General features: G+C 71.0%; 18 protein-coding genes and 1 pseudogene. 12 read left to right on the top strand and 7 right to left on the bottom strand.

Features of this window, described 5'->3' with window-relative positions; translation table 11 throughout:
• The 3 genes and pseudogenes from AOK08_RS25845 to AOK08_RS25835 form a co-directional block, all read left to right on the top strand.
• Positions 1-516: pseudogene (locus AOK08_RS25845) on the top strand (serine/threonine protein kinase); the annotation flags it as partial.
• A 358-nt stretch (positions 517-874) separates the two neighbouring features.
• A complete protein-coding gene (locus tag AOK08_RS25840) occupies positions 875-1894 on the top strand; it encodes a hypothetical protein (RefSeq protein ID WP_055530372.1) in 1020 nt (339 codons plus the stop codon).
• A gap of 98 nt (positions 1895-1992) precedes the next feature.
• Entirely contained in the window at positions 1993-2664 is a 672-nt protein-coding gene (locus tag AOK08_RS25835; protein WP_079054262.1) for a DUF2238 domain-containing protein, read from the top strand.
• On the opposite strand, the gene AOK08_RS25830 is transcribed toward AOK08_RS25835, so the two are convergent.
• On the bottom strand, positions 2649-3149 hold the full coding sequence (locus AOK08_RS25830; RefSeq protein ID WP_055530362.1) for a DUF6328 family protein: 501 nt from the start codon (positions 3147-3149) through the stop codon (positions 2649-2651). The genes AOK08_RS25835 and AOK08_RS25830 overlap by 16 nt on opposite strands.
• Positions 3150-3308: 159 nt before the next feature.
• On the opposite strand from AOK08_RS25830, the gene AOK08_RS25825 reads away from it, so the two are divergent.
• On the top strand, positions 3309-3656 hold the full coding sequence (locus AOK08_RS25825) for a hypothetical protein (RefSeq protein WP_055530360.1): 348 nt from the start codon (positions 3309-3311) through the stop codon (positions 3654-3656).
• Between the two features lie 54 nt (positions 3657-3710).
• On the opposite strand, the gene AOK08_RS25820 is transcribed toward AOK08_RS25825, so the two are convergent.
• Positions 3711-4694 carry an aldo/keto reductase gene (locus AOK08_RS25820; protein WP_055530358.1) on the bottom strand — a complete coding sequence of 328 codons (984 nt, stop codon included), beginning with the start codon at positions 4692-4694 and terminating at the stop codon, positions 3711-3713.
• A gap of 202 nt (positions 4695-4896) precedes the next feature.
• Here AOK08_RS25820 and AOK08_RS25815 point away from each other — a divergent pair, with 202 nt between their 5' ends.
• Positions 4897-6588: a cholesterol oxidase substrate-binding domain-containing protein gene (locus AOK08_RS25815; protein WP_107101045.1), complete on the top strand. Its 1692-nt coding sequence runs from the start codon at positions 4897-4899 to the stop codon at positions 6586-6588.
• Between the two features lie 60 nt (positions 6589-6648).
• On the opposite strand, the gene AOK08_RS25810 is transcribed toward AOK08_RS25815, so the two are convergent.
• The 3 genes from AOK08_RS25810 to AOK08_RS25800 all read right to left on the bottom strand — a co-directional run bounded on the left by AOK08_RS25810 (position 6649) and on the right by AOK08_RS25800 (position 9653).
• Positions 6649-7908 carry an FAD-dependent monooxygenase gene (locus tag AOK08_RS25810; protein WP_107101044.1) on the bottom strand — a complete coding sequence of 420 codons (1260 nt, stop codon included), beginning with the start codon at positions 7906-7908 and terminating at the stop codon, positions 6649-6651.
• A 199-nt stretch (positions 7909-8107) separates the two neighbouring features.
• Positions 8108-8809, bottom strand: a complete 702-nt coding sequence (locus AOK08_RS25805; protein WP_055530355.1) for a ribonuclease H family protein — start codon at positions 8807-8809, stop codon at positions 8108-8110.
• 43 nt (positions 8810-8852) lie between these two features.
• The gene (locus tag AOK08_RS25800) at positions 8853-9653 is read right to left on the bottom strand and encodes a VOC family protein (protein WP_055530354.1); all 801 of its coding nucleotides are present in this window, start codon (positions 9651-9653) and stop codon (positions 8853-8855) included.
• 214 nt (positions 9654-9867) lie between these two features.
• Between AOK08_RS25800 and AOK08_RS44930 the strand changes: the two genes are divergently transcribed.
• Together AOK08_RS44930 and AOK08_RS25790 are read left to right on the top strand one after the other, a co-directional pair.
• Positions 9868-10257, top strand: a complete 390-nt coding sequence (locus AOK08_RS44930) for a DUF6153 family protein (RefSeq protein WP_055530353.1) — start codon at positions 9868-9870, stop codon at positions 10255-10257.
• A gap of 119 nt (positions 10258-10376) precedes the next feature.
• Positions 10377-11012 (top strand): DUF3105 domain-containing protein, encoded by a 636-nt coding sequence (locus AOK08_RS25790; RefSeq protein WP_055530352.1) that lies wholly within the window; start codon positions 10377-10379, stop codon positions 11010-11012.
• A 14-nt stretch (positions 11013-11026) separates the two neighbouring features.
• On the opposite strand, the gene AOK08_RS25785 is transcribed toward AOK08_RS25790, so the two are convergent.
• Positions 11027-11509 (bottom strand): VOC family protein, encoded by a 483-nt coding sequence (locus AOK08_RS25785; RefSeq protein ID WP_055530351.1) that lies wholly within the window; start codon positions 11507-11509, stop codon positions 11027-11029.
• A gap of 100 nt (positions 11510-11609) precedes the next feature.
• Positions 11610-11996, bottom strand: a complete 387-nt coding sequence (locus tag AOK08_RS25780; protein ID WP_055530366.1) for a VOC family protein — start codon at positions 11994-11996, stop codon at positions 11610-11612.
• 228 nt (positions 11997-12224) lie between these two features.
• Between AOK08_RS25780 and AOK08_RS25775 the strand changes: the two genes are divergently transcribed.
• The 5 genes from AOK08_RS25775 to AOK08_RS25755 form a co-directional block, all read left to right on the top strand.
• A complete protein-coding gene (locus AOK08_RS25775; RefSeq protein ID WP_055530350.1) occupies positions 12225-14033 on the top strand; it encodes a methylmalonyl-CoA mutase family protein in 1809 nt (602 codons plus the stop codon).
• The gene (gene scpA / locus AOK08_RS25770; RefSeq protein WP_055530349.1) at positions 14033-16207 is read left to right on the top strand and encodes a methylmalonyl-CoA mutase; all 2175 of its coding nucleotides are present in this window, start codon (positions 14033-14035) and stop codon (positions 16205-16207) included. Before AOK08_RS25775 ends, scpA begins: the two co-directional genes overlap by 1 nt.
• Positions 16204-17181, top strand: a complete 978-nt coding sequence (meaB, locus tag AOK08_RS25765; RefSeq protein WP_055530347.1) for a methylmalonyl Co-A mutase-associated GTPase MeaB — start codon at positions 16204-16206, stop codon at positions 17179-17181. The genes scpA and meaB overlap by 4 nt, the downstream gene beginning before the upstream one ends.
• A gap of 84 nt (positions 17182-17265) precedes the next feature.
• Complete coding sequence (locus AOK08_RS25760) at positions 17266-17937, top strand: hypothetical protein (RefSeq protein WP_055530364.1); 672 nt, start codon at positions 17266-17268, stop codon at positions 17935-17937.
• 87 nt (positions 17938-18024) lie between these two features.
• On the top strand, positions 18025-18722 hold a 698-nt coding region (locus AOK08_RS25755; protein WP_055530345.1), incomplete at its 3' end, for a DUF1775 domain-containing protein.

Below are 18722 nucleotides of genomic sequence, written 5' to 3'. Positions count from 1 at the left end.
ACCCCGACGCCCACCCCCACTCCCTCGGCCGACGGCGGTTCCGCCGAGGCGCTGCCCGCGGGGTTCCGGGTGTACAAGGCCCCGGAAGGGTTCTCCGTCGCCCTGCCCAAGGGGTGGAAGCGGCTGGGCGAGGACGTCTCCCCCGACCATGCCGCCTACCGCATCGTGTTCGGCGCCGACGACGACCCGCGCACCCTGACCGTCACCTACAGCCAGTTGCTGCGCCCGGATCCCGTGGCCGTGTGGCGCGAGGACGTCGAGCCCGTCCTGGCCCGGGGAGGCATCGGCTTCGAGCGGATCGGCGAGATCCGGGCGACGACCTATCACGGCCGGCGCGCGGCCGACATGGAGTGGCTGTCCGACTACGGTGACACCCGGATACGGACGTTCGGCCGGGGCTTCCTCACCGGCGGGAAGACGGGCTACTCACTTCGTTGGACGACCCCCGCGGTGCAGTGGTTCGACCGCGCCAACCAGCAGGCATTGGACACCTTCCTGCGGACCTTCAGAGAGTGAACCGCGTACAGCGAGCCACGGCCGGAGACACGTGTCGACCACCGGGCGTACGGATCCGGTGACAGGGCGGGTTCCCGGCCGGGCGCGGTCTGCCGGGGCATCGCCGCTTGGCGCCGATAGGCTGCCGGCCTGTACCTTCGCAGTCCGTCCAGCCTGCCCGGGAGAGTCACCTGTGACCGTAGCGATCGCCCCGTCCGAAACGCCTCAGACGTCTGAGACTCCTGAGCCCGCCGGGACACCCGAGGTGTCCATCGTGTCGCCCGCGTCCCCCCTGGCCGAGGAATTCGACGGGTCCGAGTGGGCCGAGCCGGCCGCCGAGACCGGTGAGGCCGCTGAGACCGGTGAGCCGGACGAGGCTGTGGAAACCGTGGAGGCCACTCTCGACGTCTCCGCCGTGTCTCCCCTCGTCGCGCGTGACGCGCAGGAGTTCGGGGTCTACGCGCGGACGGGCGGCTGGGCCTTCGGCCTGAAGGTGGCGCGCAGTGTGCGGCCCGGTGGGCAGCCCGCCGGTGAGACGCCGAAGGTGTCCGCGAAGGAGTTCGCCGCGCTGGCCGACTGCTCGCCCGAGCGGGTGATGCGCTACTACAAGGCCTGGGACAAGGCCGCCGACGACGGTGTCGTCCCGCACTTCGAGGCGCTCGCCCCGGGCGCGGAGGTCGAACTCCCGGGCGCCGACCTGTGGCTCACCTACTACAGCTCCCGTTCCAGCGCCGGTTCCGAGCGCGGCGCCGCCATCACCGAGGCGGCCGAGGCGGAGGGCATCCGGCCGACGAAGGCGCTGGAGGTCGCGGAGAACCCCACGGCGCTGCGGGCCGCGATCATGGCCGACCCCTCGACCGCCCGCGCCGCCCGGCACGCGCTGCTCGACCGGATCAAGGAGGACCCGGATCTCCAGGCCGAGCTGGCGCGCGACATCGTCCGCACCGACGACCTGAAGAAGGCCGTGGCCACCGAGTCGAGGTCGGCCGACCGGGTCGGATACGTCCGCCAGATCGCCGAGTCCGGCCAGGTCAAGACGCCTGCGGGCCAGACCATCGAGGCGCCCCTCGACCTGCGTCAGGAGGCCGAACGCCATCTGTCCCTCCTCGACGAGCTGGACGAGGACGAGGACACCGGTGAGTGGGCGAGCGAGGCCTACGACACCCTGAAGAACCTCGTCGTCGAGGCCGTCGAGGCCGATCCCGAACTGCGCGTCCAGGAACGGCGGACGAAGTTCTACAGCAGCCTGACGAAGGCCACGAAGGCGTTCGAGGAGCTGACCTTCGACGACGTCCAGGAGTTCGCCGAGGACGAGATGGTCCAGCAGTTGGAGGAACTCCAGGAGGCCATCGCCTCGTGCATCACGGCGCTGCGCGGGGCACGCACCCCGTCCGTGTGACACCTGAGGACACGGGCGCCCCGAGCTGAGTACTCGTACTCATGCCCGGGGCCGGGACGCTCCCCCAGGATGATGCTCCGACCACAAGGAGCGTCCCGATGCCCGCAGTTGACACCGCCTCCCGCGCCCTCCCGGCGACCGCCGACACCCCGCGCCGGCACCTTCCCGTGCTGCTCGCCGGGCTGGTGGCCGCAGGGCTCGCGGTCTCGGTGTGGCAGCCGCACGACCTGATGACCTGGTTCCTGGAGACGGTCTGGATCCTGATCGGGCTGCCCCTGATCGTCCTGACCTGGCGGCGCTTCCCGCTCTCCAACCTCCTGTGCTGTCTGCTGGCGCTGCACGCCCTCGTCCTGATGGTGGGCGGCCACTACACCTACGCGCAGGTCCCGCTGGGCGACTGGGCGCGTGACACGTTCGGCCTCGACCGCAACCCGTACGACCGGCTCGGCCACCTCGTGCAGGGCTTCGTGCCGGCGATTCTCGTACGGGAGCTGCTGAGCCGTACGTCACCGCTGCGCGGCAGCCGCTGGCTCGCGCCGCTGACCGTGTGCGCCTGTCTGGCCTTCAGCGCGCTGTTCGAACTGTTCGAGTGGGCGGCGGCCGTGGTCGGCGGCGCGGCGGCCGACGACTTCCTGGCCACACAGGGCGATGTGTGGGACACGCAGTGGGACATGTTCTGCGCGCTGATCGGAGCGTGCGTGTCGCTGCTCCTGCTGAGCCGCGTCCACGACCGGCAGCTCGCGAAGGCGCGCGCTCAGTCCGTGGTGTAGCGGCGGCGCGTCCACAGCGGCAGTACGAACCAGCAGGCCAGGTACCAGGCGACGACGCCCGCGACCAGCCAGGGCACGTATTCGTCGTGGGTGGCCACCCTGAGGACCAGCAGGAGCGCGGAGGCCAACGTGGCGAGCAGCAGCACCAGACCGGTGAAGGTCAGCCACGAGGCGAAGCGCACGGCCTGGGGTTTCACCCGGCGGCCGGAGACGATCCGGTGCAGGGAGACCGGCCCGATCAGAGCGCCGGTCGCGGCGGCGGCCAGCACGATGGTGACGATGTAGATCGTGTGCTCCGTCTGGTCCAGCCGGGGAAATCTCGGGGTGAAGACGACGGTCAGCAGGAAGCCGAACAGGATCTGCACACCTGTCTGGGCGACCCGCACCTCCTGGATGAGCTCGCCCCACATACGGTCGGCCCGCTCCTCCTCGGTCTCCGTACGCCCGTGTTCACGCGTGCCGGCCTCGCCGTCCGTGCCCGTCATGGTTCCTCCCGGCCCGCTCGTCCGCACGCTCCGTCGTCGGACATACGGGTTCCCCGACGCGGCGAAACCGATCAGGTCCGCCACGAACGGGTTTGAGCGACCGGGGTACGGCTACCCGGAGCACACCACGGCGGCGCCGCCGAAAAGGGAGGTCCGGCCATGTCCGGTACGCAGCTCACCCTCACCATCAGTGGCGGCGACGCCGCCGACGCGCAGAGGGTCGTACGAGCCCTGGAGTCCGCCTTCGGCCCGGCGGACGAGTTCCCGGGAGACGACGACGGGCACTCGACGGTGCACTCGGCCGCGTTCACCGTCGGTACGGAGGCCCACGTGCCCGGCCACCCGAAGAGGGAGCCGCTGTCGGCGCCCGTCCTGGTCACCGTGCAGGGCACCCCCGCCGCAGTGCGCTGCGCGGACGCCACCCTCACCGGGACGTTCACCGCGCACGACCGCGGCAGCGTCTCCGGCGACCAGGAGCAGCAGCGGCAACTGCTCCTGGAGCCGTGACATCACCCACGTACGTCACACCACATACGTACGTCACCCCCGTCCGTGCGTCCGCTACCAGCGGGTCTCCACCTGCGCCTTGATCCGGCGGTCGTAGAGGTCCCGGATCGCGGTGAGCGTCTCCGGCGACAGCGGCGGCAGGGCGGCGGTCGCCGCGTTGGCGAGGGCCTGCTCGGCCGAGCGGGCGCCCGGGATCACCGTGGTCACGCCGGGCTGCTGGAGGATCCAGCGCAGCGCCAGCTGGGCCGGGGTGTATCCCTGCGGGGCGAGGGCGGAGAACTCGGCCGCCGCCTCGACGCCGGTCGCGTAGTCGACGCCGGAGAAGGTCTCGCCCTGGTCGAAGGCCTCGCCGTGGCGGTTGTAGGTGCGGTGGTCGTTCTCGGGGAACACCGTGTCCTTGGTGTACTTGCCCGACAGCAGGCCGGAGGCGAGCGGGACGCGGGCGATGATGCCGACGCCCGCCTTCTCGGCGGCCGGGAGCACCTGGGCCAGGGGCTTCATCCGGAACGCGTTGAGGATGATCTGCACGCTGGTCACACCCGGGCGGGCGATCGCGGTGAGGGCCTCCTCGCAGGTCTCGACGCTGACGCCGTAGCGCGCGATGCGTCCTTCCTCGACCAGGGTGTCGAGGGCGTCGAAGACCTCGTCGGAGGAGTAGACGGGGGTCGGCGGGCAGTGGAGCTGGACCAGGTCGATCCGGTCGACGCCGAGGTTGCGCCGCGAACGGTCGTTCCAGGCGCGGAAGTTGTCGAGGACGTAGTTCTCCGGGAGCTGCTCGGCCCGGCGGCCCATCTTCGTCGCGACCAGTATGTCCAGCTCGGGCCTGGCACGCAGGAAGGTGGCGATGGTCTGCTCGCTGCGTCCGTCGCCGTACACGTCGGCGGTGTCGAGGAAGGTCACTCCCGACTCGACCGCCGCGTCCAGCACCGCGAGGGCGTCCTTCTCCTCGACCTCGCCCCAGTCGGCGCCCAACTGCCACGTTCCGAGGCCGATGACCGACGCCCGCTGACCCGACCTACCGATTACACGCTCATCCATGGCGTCAGTCTGTCATCCCTCCGCAGGTCCGGGCGGTCTGGTCGGGCCCCGACAGCGCCAAACCCGCACACCTTCACTTCACCCGCACGAGTGAATTGATGAATGGGGAAACTATTCGAGAACTCTCACCCTCTAGCGTGACCGGGTGACTGATCACCTGGCACGGTCCCATGATTCCGGCGCTCCCGAGGACGAGAACTCCGTGTGGACGCGCCGCGGTTTTCTGCTCGGCACGGCCTCGCTCGCCCTCGTGGCGATCGCCGCCGACCCGGCCGTCGCCGCCGCCGAACTTCCCGGCTTCCCGGCGGCCGTCACGCCCTACCGCTCCGGCTACCGCAACTGGGCAGGCGAGATCACCGCCGACGGACTCTGGGCCTGTGCTCCGGCCGACCCCGGCCAGGTGACCGACGTCGTCAACTGGGCCTGGCGGCACGGCTGGACGGTCCGCGCCCGGGGTTCCGCGCACGGCTGGTCACCCCTGACGGTCACTCCCGGTACGGCATCCGGCGCGCCCGTGCTGCTCGTCGACACCGCTCCCCGTCTCACCGGCCTCGCCCTGGAGTCCACCGGCCCGGCCGCCGTGCGCGCGGGCACCGGGGTCACGCTGGAGGCCCTGCTCGCCTTCCTGGAGCAGCGGGGCCTCGGGGTCACAGCCGCGCCCGCTCCCGGTGACCTCACCCTGGGCGGCGCGCTGGCCGTCGACGCCCACGGCACCGCCGTACCGGCCGACGGCGAGACCCGGCTGCCCGGACACACGTACGGTTCGCTGAGCAATCTCGTGCTGTCGCTGACGGCGGTCGTGTGGCACGAGGGCTCCGGGGCCTACGTCCTGCGGACGTTCCACCGTGACGAGGCGGACTGCGCTGCGCTCCTCACCCACCTGGGCCGTTCGCTGGTCGTCGAGGTCGTGCTGCGGGTGGGGGCGAACAGCAATCTGCGTTGCGTCAGCCGTACGGACATCCCGGCGGCCGAACTGTTCGCGGCGCCCGGCGGCGGCTCGGGCGGGCGGACCTTCGCGAGCTTCCTGGACGCGGCCGGCCGGGTCGAGACGATCTGGTTCGCCTTCACCGAGTTTCCGTGGCTGAAGGTGTGGAGCGTCGCACCGACCAGACCGCTGACCTCGCGGCGCGTGTCGTCGCCGTACAACTACCCCTTCTCCGACAACATCCCGGGGCCGGTGGCGGATCTCGTCGGGCGGATCCTGTCCGAAGGGGCCTGGTATCTCGCGCCGTTGCTGGGCAAGGCACAGTCGGACGCGGCGGCGCTCGGGCTGGTGGCGACGCTGTCGGCGGACATCTGGGGGCCGTCGAAGAACACGCTGCTGTACGTCAGGCCCACGACCCTCCGGGTCACCGCGAACGGCTACACGGTGCTGACCGGCCGGGCCCAAGTGCAGCGCGTCATCGCGGAGTTCACCACGTTCTACCGGGAACGCCTGGCCGCGTACGCCGCGTTGGGCCGCTTCCCGGTCAACGGCACGGTCGAGATCCGCGCCACCGGCCTCGACCACCCGTCCGACTCCGGCTCACCGGGCGCCCACGCCCCGCTGCTGTCCGCGCTGCGGCCCGTCGACGGTCACCCCGAATGGGACACGGCCGTCTGGTTCAACGTACTGACGCTGCCCGGGACACCGTACGCGGAGGCGTTCTTCCGGGAACTCGAACAGTTCCTGCTCGGGACGTACGCCGGCGGGTACGCGCTGACCAGGGCCGAGTGGTCCAAGGGGTGGGCGTACACGGAGACCGCCGGGTGGCGCGACGCCGAGGTCATCCGCACTGCGGTACCGGCTTCCTACGGGGACGCCGTGTGGCAGGCGGCCGTCGGCACCCTGGACAGGCTAGACCCGCACGGCGTGTTCGGGAACGCGTTCCTCGACGGGCTGCTGCGCCCGTGAGAACACGACGGTGAATGGCGACTCATCACACCGGTGAATCGCCATTCACCCGACGCGATGTCACCGGCCGTGACCGGACTGCTTCCCGGAGACCTCGGCCTCTTCCCCCGTACGGGAGGCGAGCACGCGGGTCTGCGCGGTGCGGGCCAGCTTCGGGCCGAGCCACCGCTTGAACCGGCGCAGGGCTTCGAGACGCCCCGCCGCCCGGTCGATGCCGTAGTAGAGCTGGGGCGGCACATACGGCAGCAGGGGCGAGTGGCGCTGGCCCAGCAGGGCGAACATCCGGGCCGGGGGCAGCCGGATGTAGCGCGGCAGGTTCTCGTACCACTGGGCGCTGTAGCGGGCCGCGCTCTGGATGGCGAGCAGTTCGGACTTGCGCCGCTCCTCGTAGGCGGCGAGGGCGGCGGGGAGTTCGGGGTGCGTGTGGAGCGCCTCGTCCAGGGCGAGGGCGTCCTCCAGGGCGAGGGTGGTGCCGGCGCCGATGGAGTAGTGCGTGGTGTGGGCGGCGTCGCCGAGCAGGACGAGGTTGCCGCGGTGCCAGGTGCGGTTGGTGAGGGTGCGGAAGTTGAGCCATTGGGCGGCGCCGTCGGCGGCCGAGCGGCCGATCAGGGGGTGGCCGTCCAGCAGGTCGCCGAAGATCTTCTCCAGCAGCGCCAGTCCGTCGGCCTCGTTCGCCCGGTCGAGGCCGAGCCCGCTCCAGGTCTCGGGGGCGCACTCGACGACGCAGGTGCTGTGGTCCCGGCTGTAGCCGTAGCCGTAGCACCAGATCCAGCCGTGCTCGGTCTCCTTGAAGCCGAAGGTGAAGGCGTCGAAGACCTTGGTGGTGCCGAGCCAGATGTACTGGTTGCGGCCGGCCCGCAGGCTGGCGCCGAAGTGTTCGGTGTGCTGTTCGCGCAGCGCGCTGTTGACGCCGTCGGCGGCCACGACGAGATCGGCGTCCGCCAGTGCGCCCGCGTCGGTGATCCCGTGCTCGAACTCCAGCCGTACGCCCAGTTGCCGGGCCCGGTCGGCGAGGATGTCGAGGAGCTTGTGGCGGCCGATGCCGAAGCCCTCGTCGCCCGGGTGCCGGGTCGCGCTGTCGCCCACGTGGGCGACTCCGTGGTTCCAGGACACCGAGGCGTCCCCGATGGCCCGCGCGGACTCGGGGTCGTGCTCGTGGAGCTTGTCGAGCAGTCCGCGCCAGTAGGTGACGCCCCAGCCGTAGGTCGAGCCCGCCGGGTCACGCTCGTACACGGTGATGTCGTGGGACGGATCCCGCAGCTTCAACAGGATCGAGAGATACAGGCCGGCGGGCCCGCCTCCGACACAGGCGACCTTCACACACACTCCTAGCAATTACGGAAAGTGTTCAGTTCGCGTCGGAGAGTAGCAGGGTGCGGGGTCGCCGAACGGCGCTCTCTTTCTGTGTGTGGGGGAGCGGATGAAACTGGGCGCACCACCGCGCCCTGAAGGGGCGCGGGGAACTGCGCGACAAGCCCCCACCTGCCCGCAGTGAACGAACCGCCGATCCAGCGGAGCGCTAGTCAGCGGTACGACACTCCGGATGCCCCCAGCCCTGAGCATTCTTCGCGATGGTCTCGCCAGCCGCGTAGGCGCGTCCGCAGACACAGCGGCCGGGGAACTTCGCCTTCAGGGTGCGGTTGGAGCCGGAGCTGCCGGTGCGCGGCCGGGACGTCCTGGCGCCGGACGCCTTCGGGGGCCCGGAGCGGGGCGTATCGGGCGATGCGGGCGGCTCCGGGGACCCCTGCTCGCTGCCGGCAGGCTCCTGCACGATCGCGGCCTGACTGGCGGCCCGGTCGGCGAAGTCGTTGAGCTTGTCGCCGTCGACCTGGTGGGCGGGCACATAGCGGAACTCGACGGAGCGGCCGTCGAGCAGTTCGTCGATACGGACGACGAGTTCCTGGTTGGCGACCGGCTTGCCGGCCGCCGTCTTCCAGCCCTTGCGCTTCCAGCCGGGCAGCCAGGTGGTGACGGCCTTCATCGCGTACTGGGAGTCCATCCGGATCTCCAGCGGCACGTCCGGCGCGATGGCCGTCAACAGCCTTTCCAGCGCGGTGAGTTCGGCGACGTTGTTGGTGGCCCGGCCGAGCGGGCCGGCCTCCCAGCGAGTGGGGCTCTCCGACTCGTCGGCCACCACCCAGGCCCAGCCCGCCGGTCCTGGATTTCCCTTCGAGGCCCCGTCGCACGCGGCCACCACTCGTTCACGCATGCGCTCGATCATGCCATGCGTGCGACGGGCTCCCGGCCGTCGCCGGCCGCCTCCCTCAGCCCACGTCCACCGACTTGGGCAGCTCGCCCGCCGTCGTCGTGGTGTCGATGACGGAGAAGTTGGCGCCCTGCGGGTCGCTCAGCGCCGCGAACCGGCCGAACGGGCTGTCCATGGGCCCGAAGCGCAGCACGGCGCCGAGCTTGGTGGCCGTGGCCACGGCGTCGTCGCAGTTGCCGACGGAGAAGTACACGTTGACGTACGACGGGATCTCGGGCGGGAACTCGTCCGTCATCCGCATCCGGCCGAGGACGGTGTCGTCGCCCAGGTTGAACATCCGGAAGTCGACGTTGTCGTCCTGCATCTGCTTGGCCGAGTAGCCGAAGACGGCCGGGAAGAAGGTGTCCGTCTTCTCGGTGTCGCGGGTGAAGACCTCGGCCCAGCAGTAGGCGCCGGGCTGTTCCGGTCCGGCTTCGAAGCCCTCATGGGTACCGCCCTGCCAGACTCCGAAGACGGCGCCACTGGGGTCGCGGGCCAGGCACATGGTGCCGAACTCACCCACCTGCATCGGCTCCATCAGCAGCTCGCCGCCGTTTTCCCGGATTTTCGCGGCGGTGGCGGCGGCGTCCGGTGAGGCGAGGTACAGGCACCACGCCGACTGCCCTTCCTGACCGGGCATCGGCGGGACGACCGCGGCGACCGCCTTGCCGTCGGAGTAGGCCTGTGTGTAGTTGCCGTACTCCGACGAAGCGTCGCCGAAGGTCCAGCCCAGCACCTCGCCGTAGAAGCTCTTGGCTCCCTCGACGTCACTGAACATGGCGTCGGCCCAACAAGGGGTTCCCTCAGGTTTTACGGCCATGGCTGCGGCCTCTCCAGTCTCGTCGGGTGGTCCGGATCCTCACGCTAGCCAGCCTTCGCCCGAGTCGCGCGCCGAGCGGCCCACCTTGTTACGGACGGGAGGGAGTGTGCCCCACAGGGGTCGGCATCAACACACGCCAGCAGTCTGATAATTTCATCGGCGCTCGTCTGTTCTCGGCCCGTCCTCGGCCCCGCCCCGACCTCCAGGTGTCCAGATGTCCGCTGCACGGGTGCGCCGCCCCGCGACGCGGTATGCCCGCGGCGGCCTCCCCCTCCTGCTCGGCGTCCTGGTCCTCGTCCTCGCGGCGTTCGCGTTCTCCTGCGCCTCCACCCTGGCCCCGGCGGACACCGGGCCCGCCCGTTCGGCATCGGCGCACTCCGCGCACATCGCCGAACGGGACCCCTGCCACGAGGGCCCGCAGCACTCCTGTCACGCCCCCGGGCAGCACGGCGTCCTCAGCCACGCCCCTTGCATCGGCGCCGACCGGGCCGCCGCACTGGACCAGCCGTCCACCGCCCCCGCCCGGCTGCCGCTCGGCCCGTCGCGGATCCCGGGCGGCGCCCGCCCTCCCGATCTCCACGAACTGCAACTGCTCCGGGTCTAGGACCTGCCGCGGCCGGCCCGCGCTTCCCGCGCGCCGGGCCGCCCGGCCACGACCACGACCATCACCCCAGCTTGCAGCGCCGTGCCCGGAGACGGGTTCGGCACGGAGAAGGACATCCCATGGGTACCTCCAACGTTAAGGCGAAGACCGCGGCCCGCCGCGCCCACATGGAAGAACTGCGCAAGGCCGAGCAGGCACGTGAGCGCCGTATGCGGCTGCTCACGATCGGCGCGACCGCCCTCATACTCGTCGGCCTGGCCGGCGGCGGCTGGCTCCTCGTCGACTCGGCCAAGGACAAGGAGCAGGCGAAGGCGGCGCCCATCCCGGGTGTGAAGAGCTGGTCGAAGCTCACCCAGAACCACGTCGCCAAGCCCGTCACGTACAAGATGACCCCGCCCGTGGGCGGCGACCACAACCAGGTGTGGGTGAACTGCGACCGGCAGGTCTACACCAAGGCGGTCCCCAACGAGAACGCGGTGCACGGCCTCGAACACGGCGCCGTCTGGATCACCTACAACGACAAGGCGGCCAAGGCGGACATCGAGGCGCTCTCCGAGAAGGTGACCAACACGTCGTACACCTTCATGAGCCCCTACGAGGGCCAGTCGTCGCCGATCGTGCTGAGCGCCTGGGAGCACCAGCTCAAGGTGGACAAGGCGTCGGACCCCCGGGTCGCCAGGTTCCTCGACAAGTACGTCCAGGGCGCGCAGACCCCTGAGCCCGGCGCCGCGTGCGCGGGCGGGATGACGCCCTAAGGGGGCGCCGGCGGTCACTCCCCCGCGTACGCCTTCTTCAGGGCGGCGATGTCCAGCTTGCCCATCGCGTACATGGCCTTGGTGGTGCGGACGGCCTTCTCCTGGTCCAGGTCGGTGACCATCTCGATCAGGCCCTCCGGGACGACCTGCCAGGACAGTCCGTACTTGTCCTTGAGCCAGCCGCAGGGGCCGCCCTCGCCGCCGTCCTCGGTGAGTTTGGCCCAGTAGTGGTCGACCTCCTGCTGGTCGGCGCAGAAGATCTGGAAGGAGACGGCCTCGGTGAACTTGAACATCGGGCCGCCGTTGAGGGCGACGAACTTCTGGCCGTTGGCCACGAAGTCGACGGCCATCAGTGTGCCGGCGGGGGCGGGACCGGCCTCGTTGTAGTAGCCGGTCCTGCCGAGGGACGAGTTCTTGAAGATCGAGACGTAGAAGTTGGCGGCTTCCTCGGCCTGTCCGTCGAACCAGAGACACGTGGTGAAACCGTCGGCGGTCATGGGGCACCTCCTGGAGCGGGAACGCTGTCACCTCTTTCGACCGATCCTCGTGGAGAAACTCATCGGTGGCGCGATGAGTTTCTCCACGGTCCGTACGCCCTTACGCCTTGTGCACGATCTGGATCAGGTTGCCGCAGGTGTCGTCCAGCACCGCGGTGGTGACCGGGCCCATCTCCCGCGGTTCCTGGGTGAACCGCACGCCCAGGCCGCGCAGCCGGTCGTACTCCGCGCGCACGTCGTCCACGGCGAAGGCGGTGGCCGGGATGCCGTCCTTGGCCAGCGCGTCCCGGTACGGCTTCACCGCGGGATGACCGGAGGGCTCCAGCAGCAGTTCGGTCCCGTCGGGATCCTCGGGCGAGACCACGGTCAGCCACCGGTCCGCACCGAGCGGAACCTCGGTCTTCTTCACGAAGCCGAGCACCTCGGTGTAGAAGCGCAGGGCCTTGTCCTGGTCGTCGACGAAGACGCTGGTCAGATGGATTCTCATGGTGTGCCCTCTGATTCGTACGAGTACGACGGGGCCCATTGTCACCCCGGGCCGCGCGGCTTCCCCGTGGTGTCTTCGCGACACGCTCCATTGACTCGCCGGGCCGGGACGGGCGACCATCCGAGCGGGTCCAACAGGGAAGTGAGGCCGAGGTCACAGATCCTCGGAGGTCAAGGTCACAGGCTGGGCCTCTGCTGCGGCTCGACCGCTCTGCCCTAGCATCCGGGCATGACAGTCCTGCCCGACGACGGGCTTTCGCTGGCCGCCGAGTTCCCTTCCACGACACATGAGCAGTGGCAGCGCCTGGTGGAAGGCGTTCTGCGCAAGGCGGGCAAGGAGGTCTCCCCCGCGACGGCCGAGGACGCGCTGTCCACCGCGCTGGAGGACGGACTCACCACCCACCCCCTCTACACGGCGCGAGACGAGGCCCCCGAACCCGGCCTTCCCGGTTTTCCGCCCTTCGTACGCGGCGCGCGGCCCGAGGGGAACACCGTCGGCGGCTGGGACGTACGGCAGCGCCACGCGACCCTAGTCGGTGACTCGGTGCTCGCGGACCTGGAGAACGGCGTCACCTCGCTCTGGCTGGAAGTCGGCCCGGACGCGATCCCGGTGTCGTCGCTCGCCCGGGCAGTCGAAGGTGTCTACCTCGACCTGGCCCCGGTCGTCCTCGACGCCGGCCAGGAAGTCGAGCCCGCGGCACGGGAGTTGCTGCGGCTGTACGAGGAGCGGGGCGTCGCGAAGGAGGCGGCGCGCGGCAACCTCGGCGGCGACCCGCTGGGCCACGAGGCCCGCACCGGCGAGGAGTTGGCCTTCGCGCCGGTCGCCGAGCTCGCGCGGCTGTGCGCCGAGCGGTACCCGGGCCTGCGCGCGCTGACGGTGGACGCGCTGCCGTACCACGAGGCCGGCGGCTCGGCCGCGCAGGAACTGGGCGCGTCCCTGGCCACCGGGGTGGCATACCTGCGGCAGCTGACCGAGGCCGGGCTGTCCGTCGAACAGGCCTGTGCGCAACTGGAGTTCCGGTACGCGGCCACCGCCGACCAGTTCCTGACGATCGCCAAGCTGCGCGCGGCGCGGCGGCTGTGGGCGCGGGTCGCCGAGGTGTCGGGGGCGCCGGCGGCCGGGGCGCAGACGCAGCACGCCGTGACCTCGCCGGTGATGATGTCGCGCCGCGACCCGTGGGTGAACATGCTCCGCACGACGGTCGCGACGCTGGCCGCCGGGGTGGGCGGCGCCGACTCGGTCACCGTGCTCCCGTTCGACCACGCGCTGGGCCTGCCGGACGCATTCGCGCGCCGGATCGCCCGCAACACCTCGACGATCCTGGTCGAGGAGTCGCATCTGGCGCGGGTCATCGACCCGGCGGGCGGATCCTGGTACGTGGAGCGGCTCACCGACGAACTCGCCCACGCGGGCTGGGAGTTCTTCCAGTGGATCGAGGGTCTCGGCGGCCAGGCCGCCGCGCTTCGCTCAGGGCGCCTCGGTGAGGCGCTGGCCACCACCTGGGCGGCCCGTTCCGCCAAGCTGGCCAAGCGGCGCGAGCCCGTCACCGGGGTCAGCGAGTTCCCGAACCTCGCCGAGCGTCTCCCGGACCGCGAGCCCGCGCCGGAGCCGCCGTCCGGCGGGCTCCCCCGGGTACGGCGCGACGAGGCGTACGAGGCGCTGCGCGCCCGCTCCGACGCCCACCTCGCGGCCACCGGATCCCGGCCGCGCGTCTATCTGGCGACGATCGGTCCGGCCGCCGCGCACTCCGCGCGGACGACCTTCGTCTCGAACCTCTTCCAGGCCGGCGGCATCGAGCCCGTCACGGAGGGTACCTTCGAGGAGAGCGGCACCACCGAGGTCTGTCTCTGCTCCAGCGACGCGCTCTACGAGGAGCGGGCCGCGACCGTGGCGGCGGAGCTGAGGGCCGCCGGCGCCTCGTATGTCTTCCTCGCCGGCCGTCCCGGGCAGTACACGGACGTCGACGCGTACGTCTTCACGGGCTGCGACGCCGTAGCCGTGCTCTCCGCCACCCTCGACCGTATGGGAGCGTCCTGATGGGAATCCCCGACTTCTCCGGAATCGAACTGGGGACCCCGGCCGCGCACGCGGGCGACGACGACTGGCGTACGGCCGTCAAGCGGGCCACCGACTCGGACGGCACCTTCTGGGAGACCCCGGAGGGCATCGCCGTCAAGCCGCTCTACACCGGGCACGACCTGGAGGGCCTGGACTTCCTGTCGACGTACCCGGGCGCGGCCCCGTTTCTGCGCGGCCCGTACCCGACGATGTACGTCAACCAGCCGTGGACGATCCGCCAGTACGCGGGTTTCTCCACCGCCGAGGAGTCCAACGCCTTCTACCGCCGCAACCTCGCCGCCGGACAGAAGGGCCTGTCGGTCGCCTTCGACCTGCCCACGCACCGCGGCTACGACAGCGACCACCCGCGTGTCACGGGTGACGTCGGTATGGCGGGCGTGGCCATCGACTCGATCTACGACATGCGGCAGCTCTTCGACGGCATCCCACTCGACAAGATGACCGTGTCGATGACGATGAACGGGGCTGTGCTGCCCGTACTGGCGCTCTACATCGTCGCCGCCGAGGAACAGGGTGTGCCGCCGGAGAAGCTGGCCGGGACCATCCAGAACGACATCCTCAAGGAGTTCATGGTCCGCAACACCTACATCTATCCGCCGAAGCCGTCGATGCGGATCATCTCCGACATCTTCGCCTACACCTCGCAGCGGATGCCCCGCTACAACTCCATCTCGATCTCCGGCTATCACATCCAGGAGGCGGGTGCGACGGCCGATCTGGAGCTGGCGTACACGCTCGCGGACGGGGTGGAGTACATCCGGGCGGGCCGGGACGCGGGGATGGACGTGGACGCGTTCGCGCCCCGGCTCTCCTTCTTCTGGGCGATCGGCATGAACTTCTTCATGGAGATCGCCAAGCTGCGCGCGGCCCGCCTGCTGTGGGCGAAGCTGGTGAAGCAGTTCGACCCGCAGAACGCCAAGTCGCTGTCCCTGCGCACCCATTCACAGACGTCGGGTTGGTCACTCACGGCCCAGGACGTGTTCAACAACGTGACGCGTACGGCCGTGGAGGCGATGGCCGCGACGCAGGGTCACACCCAGTCGCTGCACACCAACGCCCTCGACGAGGCGCTCGCGCTGCCCACCGACTTCTCGGCGCGCATCGCCCGTAACACCCAGTTGCTGATCCAGCAGGAGTCGGGCACGACCCGCGTCATCGACCCGTGGGGCGGCAGCGCGTACGTGGAGCGGCTGACGTACGACCTCGCGCGCCGCGCCTGGCAGCACATCGAGGAAGTCGAGGCGGCGGGCGGTATGGCCAAGGCCATCGACGCGGGCATCCCCAAGCTGCGCATCGAGGAGGCCGCGGCGCGCACCCAGGCCCGTATCGACTCGGGGCGCCAGCCGGTGATCGGCGTCAACAAGTACCGGGTGGAGACCGACGAGCAGATCGACGTCCTCAAGGTCGACAACTCGTCCGTACGCACCCAGCAGATCGAGAAGCTGCGCAGGCTGCGCGCCGAGCGTGACGAGCGGGCCTGCCAGGACGCGCTGGACGCGCTGACCCGGGCGGCGGGCGGGGAGGGCAACCTGCTGGAGCTGGCGGTGAACGCGGCGCGCGCGAAGGCGACGGTCGGGGAGATCTCGGACGCGCTGGAGAAGGTGTACGGGCGGCACGCGGGCCAGATCCGTACGATCGCGGGCGTGTACCGCAACGAAGCAGGCGAGTCCCCGTCGGTCGAACGCACCCGCACGCTGGTGGACTCCTTCGAGGAGGCCGAGGGGCGCCGGCCGCGCATCCTGGTCGCCAAGATGGGCCAGGACGGCCACGACCGCGGCCAGAAGGTGATCGCCACCGCCTTCGCCGACCTCGGTTTCGACGTCGACGTCGGCCCGCTGTTCCAGACGCCGGGCGAGGTGGCCCGGCAGGCGGTGGAGGCGGACGTCCACATCGTCGGGGTGTCCTCGCTGGCCGCCGGGCACCTCACCCTCGTACCGGCGCTGCGCGAGGAGCTGGCGGCCGAGGGCCGGGAGGACATCATGATCGTCGTCGGCGGGGTGATCCCGCCGCAGGACGTGCCGACCCTGCTGGAGATGGGCGCGGCGGCCGTGTTCCCGCCCGGGACGGTGATCCCGGACGCGGCGTACGACCTCGTACGGCGGCTGTCGGCCGACCTCGGGCACGACCTGTGATCGATCTCGACGCGTACGTCAAGGGCGTGCTCGGCGGGAAGCGGGCGGTGGTGGCGCGGGCCATCACCCTCGTCGAGTCGACCCGGCCCCAGCACCGGGCGCTGGCGCAGGAGTTGCTGACCGCGCTGCTCCCGCACAGCGGCCGGGCCCGGCGGATCGGGGTCAGCGGAGTGCCCGGTGTCGGCAAGTCGACGTTCATCGACGCGTTCGGCACGATGCTGACCGGTCTTGGGCACCGGGTGGCGGTGCTCGCGGTGGACCCGTCGTCCAGCCGTACGGGCGGCTCGATCCTGGGCGACAAGACCCGGATGGAGCGTCTGTCGGTGGACCCGGCGGCGTTCATCCGGCCTTCTCCGACGGCGGGCACGCTGGGCGGGGTCGCGAAGGCGACGCGCGAGTCGATCGTGGTGATGGAGGCGGCGGGCTACGACGTCGTCCTGGTGGAGACGGTCGGGGTCGGCCAGTCGGAGACCGCCGTCGCGAACATGGTCGACTCGTTCCTGCTGCTGACGCTGGCCCGCACCGGCGACCAGTTGCAGGGCATCAAGAAGGGCGTGCTGGAGCTGGCGGACGTGCTCGCCGTCAACAAGGCGGACGGCCCGCACGAGCGCGACGCCCAGACCGCCGCGCGTGAACTGGCGAGCGCCCTGCGGCTGATGCACGGCAGGGACGCGGCCTGGACACCGCCCGTACTGACGTGCAGTGCCCGTGAGTCGACCGGTCTGGACACCGTCTGGGACCGTCTCGAACAGCATCGCGTCCTGCTCGACTCGTCCGGCCGCCTCACGGCCAAACGCCGTGACCAGCAGGTCGACTGGACCTGGACGATGGTCCGCGACGAACTGCTGGGCCGCCTGCATGCCGACGAGGCCGTACGGGCTCTCGCCCCCGGCCTCGAACAGCAGGTCAGGAACGGCGAGTTGACGGCCACCCTGGCCGCCGAGCGCATCCTGAGGGCGTTCGGCGGCGAGTGACGGCGAGCGACGGCCGGAGGCCGAAGGAGAAATTCCTGGACCGGGCCCCTGTCCGGCCGCCGCATGGTCGATGATGGGCGGATCATGACCATGCTCCGTCAGCTCCGAACGCCCACGACGCGCTCCGCGCCGCTGCCCGTGTTCCGGGCAGCGGTGTTCGCCGTCGTCGGTACGGTGCTCGGGATCAGCGCGCATCATCTGATCGCCGGGGAGCCCGCCCCGTGGCGGTCGGGTGTGGCGGCGGCGGTGCTGCTGTTCGCCGTGGGACTGATCGGCACGCGACGCCGGCGTTCGCTCGCGGCGGTGGTGGTGACGAGTGGGGCGGCCCAGGCCGGACTGCACATATGGCTGTCGCTCGCGCACTCGGGCCGTACGACGGCCACGAACACGCACATGGGGGGCGAGCACGCGCGTCACGCCATGCCCGCCCATGGAACCTGGCCCGAGGCGCTGCACCACTCGCCCGCGATGACGGCCGTCCACGCCGTGGCCGCCGTTCTCGTCGCCGTGCTGCTGCACCGCGCGGACGCGGCCTGCTGGTCACTGGCGCGTGGCCTGACCGGGGCCGTGGACGCCGTACGGACACGGATCGCCACCGTGCTGGCCCTGCTCGACGGCCGGCCCGCGCCGACCGGGCGCGGATCGCGGGTGCGCCGCCCGCACCGGACGGAGCCGCCGCCGCTCAGAGGGACGCTGCTCGCGGACGTGGTGGTACGGCGGGGTCCTCCGTCGGCGTGGACAGCTCCCGCCAACTGACCCTGCGCTGCGCTGCGCTGCCGGAACGGTCCGACGCCGATCGGCCCTTCCGCGCCACCGCACGCCCCGAAAGACCCGGAGACACACATGTTCACCACCCTCACCCAGCACGGCACCGCACGCCGCCTGACCCTCACAGCGGCCACCGTGGGCGCCCTGGTCCTCCTCGCCGCCGGGCCCGCCGCCGCCCACGTCGAGGTCGAGTCCGACAAGGCCCAGGCTCTCGCCGAGAACGTCGAGATCTCCTTCGACGCGGAGGCCGAGTCCGACACGGCGGGCATCGCGGCGGTCCGGGTGATCCTGCCCAAGGGCATAGCGCCCGGCGACGTGACCTACGGCGAGGGCCCCAAGGGCTGGAAGTTCACGGCCGCCGACGACGGCTACACCATCAAGGGCCCGGCGCTGAAGGCGGGCACGAACGCGGAGTACTCCGTTGTCGTACGGCAGCTTCCCGACGTGAAGGAGCTCGCCTTCAAGTCCCTCCAGACGTACAGCGACGGCAAGATCGACCGGTGGATCGAGCTGGACGAGAGCAGTGAGCAGCCGGCGCCGGTCCTCAAGCTGAAGCCGGCGGCGCCGGGCGCGAAGCCGGTGGCCCCGTCGCCGACGGAACCTGCGTCCCCGTCGCCGTCGCCGTCCTCGACTCCGACGCCTGCGGCCTCGTCCCCTGAGGCGTCGGCTTCCCCGGTGGCCGAGGCGAAGAGTGACGGTGGTGGGATGTCCTCGGGGGCCTGGGTCGGCATCGGGGCGGCTGTGGTCGTGGTGGCGGGCGGGGCGGTCTATCT

It is taken from the genome of Streptomyces graminilatus (genome assembly GCF_001418565.1).
Taxonomy (GTDB): domain Bacteria; phylum Actinomycetota; class Actinomycetes; order Streptomycetales; family Streptomycetaceae; genus Streptomyces; species Streptomyces graminilatus.
Note: the sequence above shows the minus strand (reverse complement) of the source record. Positions and strands in the feature narration are given on the sequence as shown.

Bases quoted from the DNA above. Each gene is read 5' to 3' on its own strand.
- AOK08_RS25835 (WP_079054262.1), top strand. From the start codon at position 1,993: ATGCCCGCAGTTGACACCGCCTCCCGCGCCCTCCCGGCGACCGCCGAC.
- AOK08_RS25830 (WP_055530362.1), bottom strand. From the start codon at position 3,149: ATGACGGGCACGGACGGCGAGGCCGGCACGCGTGAACACGGGCGTACG.
- AOK08_RS25825 (WP_055530360.1), top strand. From the start codon at position 3,309: ATGTCCGGTACGCAGCTCACCCTCACCATCAGTGGCGGCGACGCCGCC.
- AOK08_RS25820 (WP_055530358.1), bottom strand. From the start codon at position 4,694: ATGGATGAGCGTGTAATCGGTAGGTCGGGTCAGCGGGCGTCGGTCATC.
- AOK08_RS25805 (WP_055530355.1), bottom strand. From the start codon at position 8,809: ATGATCGAGCGCATGCGTGAACGAGTGGTGGCCGCGTGCGACGGGGCC.
- AOK08_RS25800 (WP_055530354.1), bottom strand. From the start codon at position 9,653: ATGGCCGTAAAACCTGAGGGAACCCCTTGTTGGGCCGACGCCATGTTC.
- AOK08_RS44930 (WP_055530353.1), top strand. From the start codon at position 9,868: ATGTCCGCTGCACGGGTGCGCCGCCCCGCGACGCGGTATGCCCGCGGC.
- AOK08_RS25790 (WP_055530352.1), top strand. From the start codon at position 10,377: ATGGGTACCTCCAACGTTAAGGCGAAGACCGCGGCCCGCCGCGCCCAC.
- AOK08_RS25785 (WP_055530351.1), bottom strand. From the start codon at position 11,509: ATGACCGCCGACGGTTTCACCACGTGTCTCTGGTTCGACGGACAGGCC.
- AOK08_RS25780 (WP_055530366.1), bottom strand. From the start codon at position 11,996: ATGAGAATCCATCTGACCAGCGTCTTCGTCGACGACCAGGACAAGGCC.
- AOK08_RS25775 (WP_055530350.1), top strand. From the start codon at position 12,225: ATGACAGTCCTGCCCGACGACGGGCTTTCGCTGGCCGCCGAGTTCCCT.
- scpA (WP_055530349.1), top strand. From the start codon at position 14,033: ATGGGAATCCCCGACTTCTCCGGAATCGAACTGGGGACCCCGGCCGCG.
- AOK08_RS25760 (WP_055530364.1), top strand. From the start codon at position 17,266: ATGACCATGCTCCGTCAGCTCCGAACGCCCACGACGCGCTCCGCGCCG.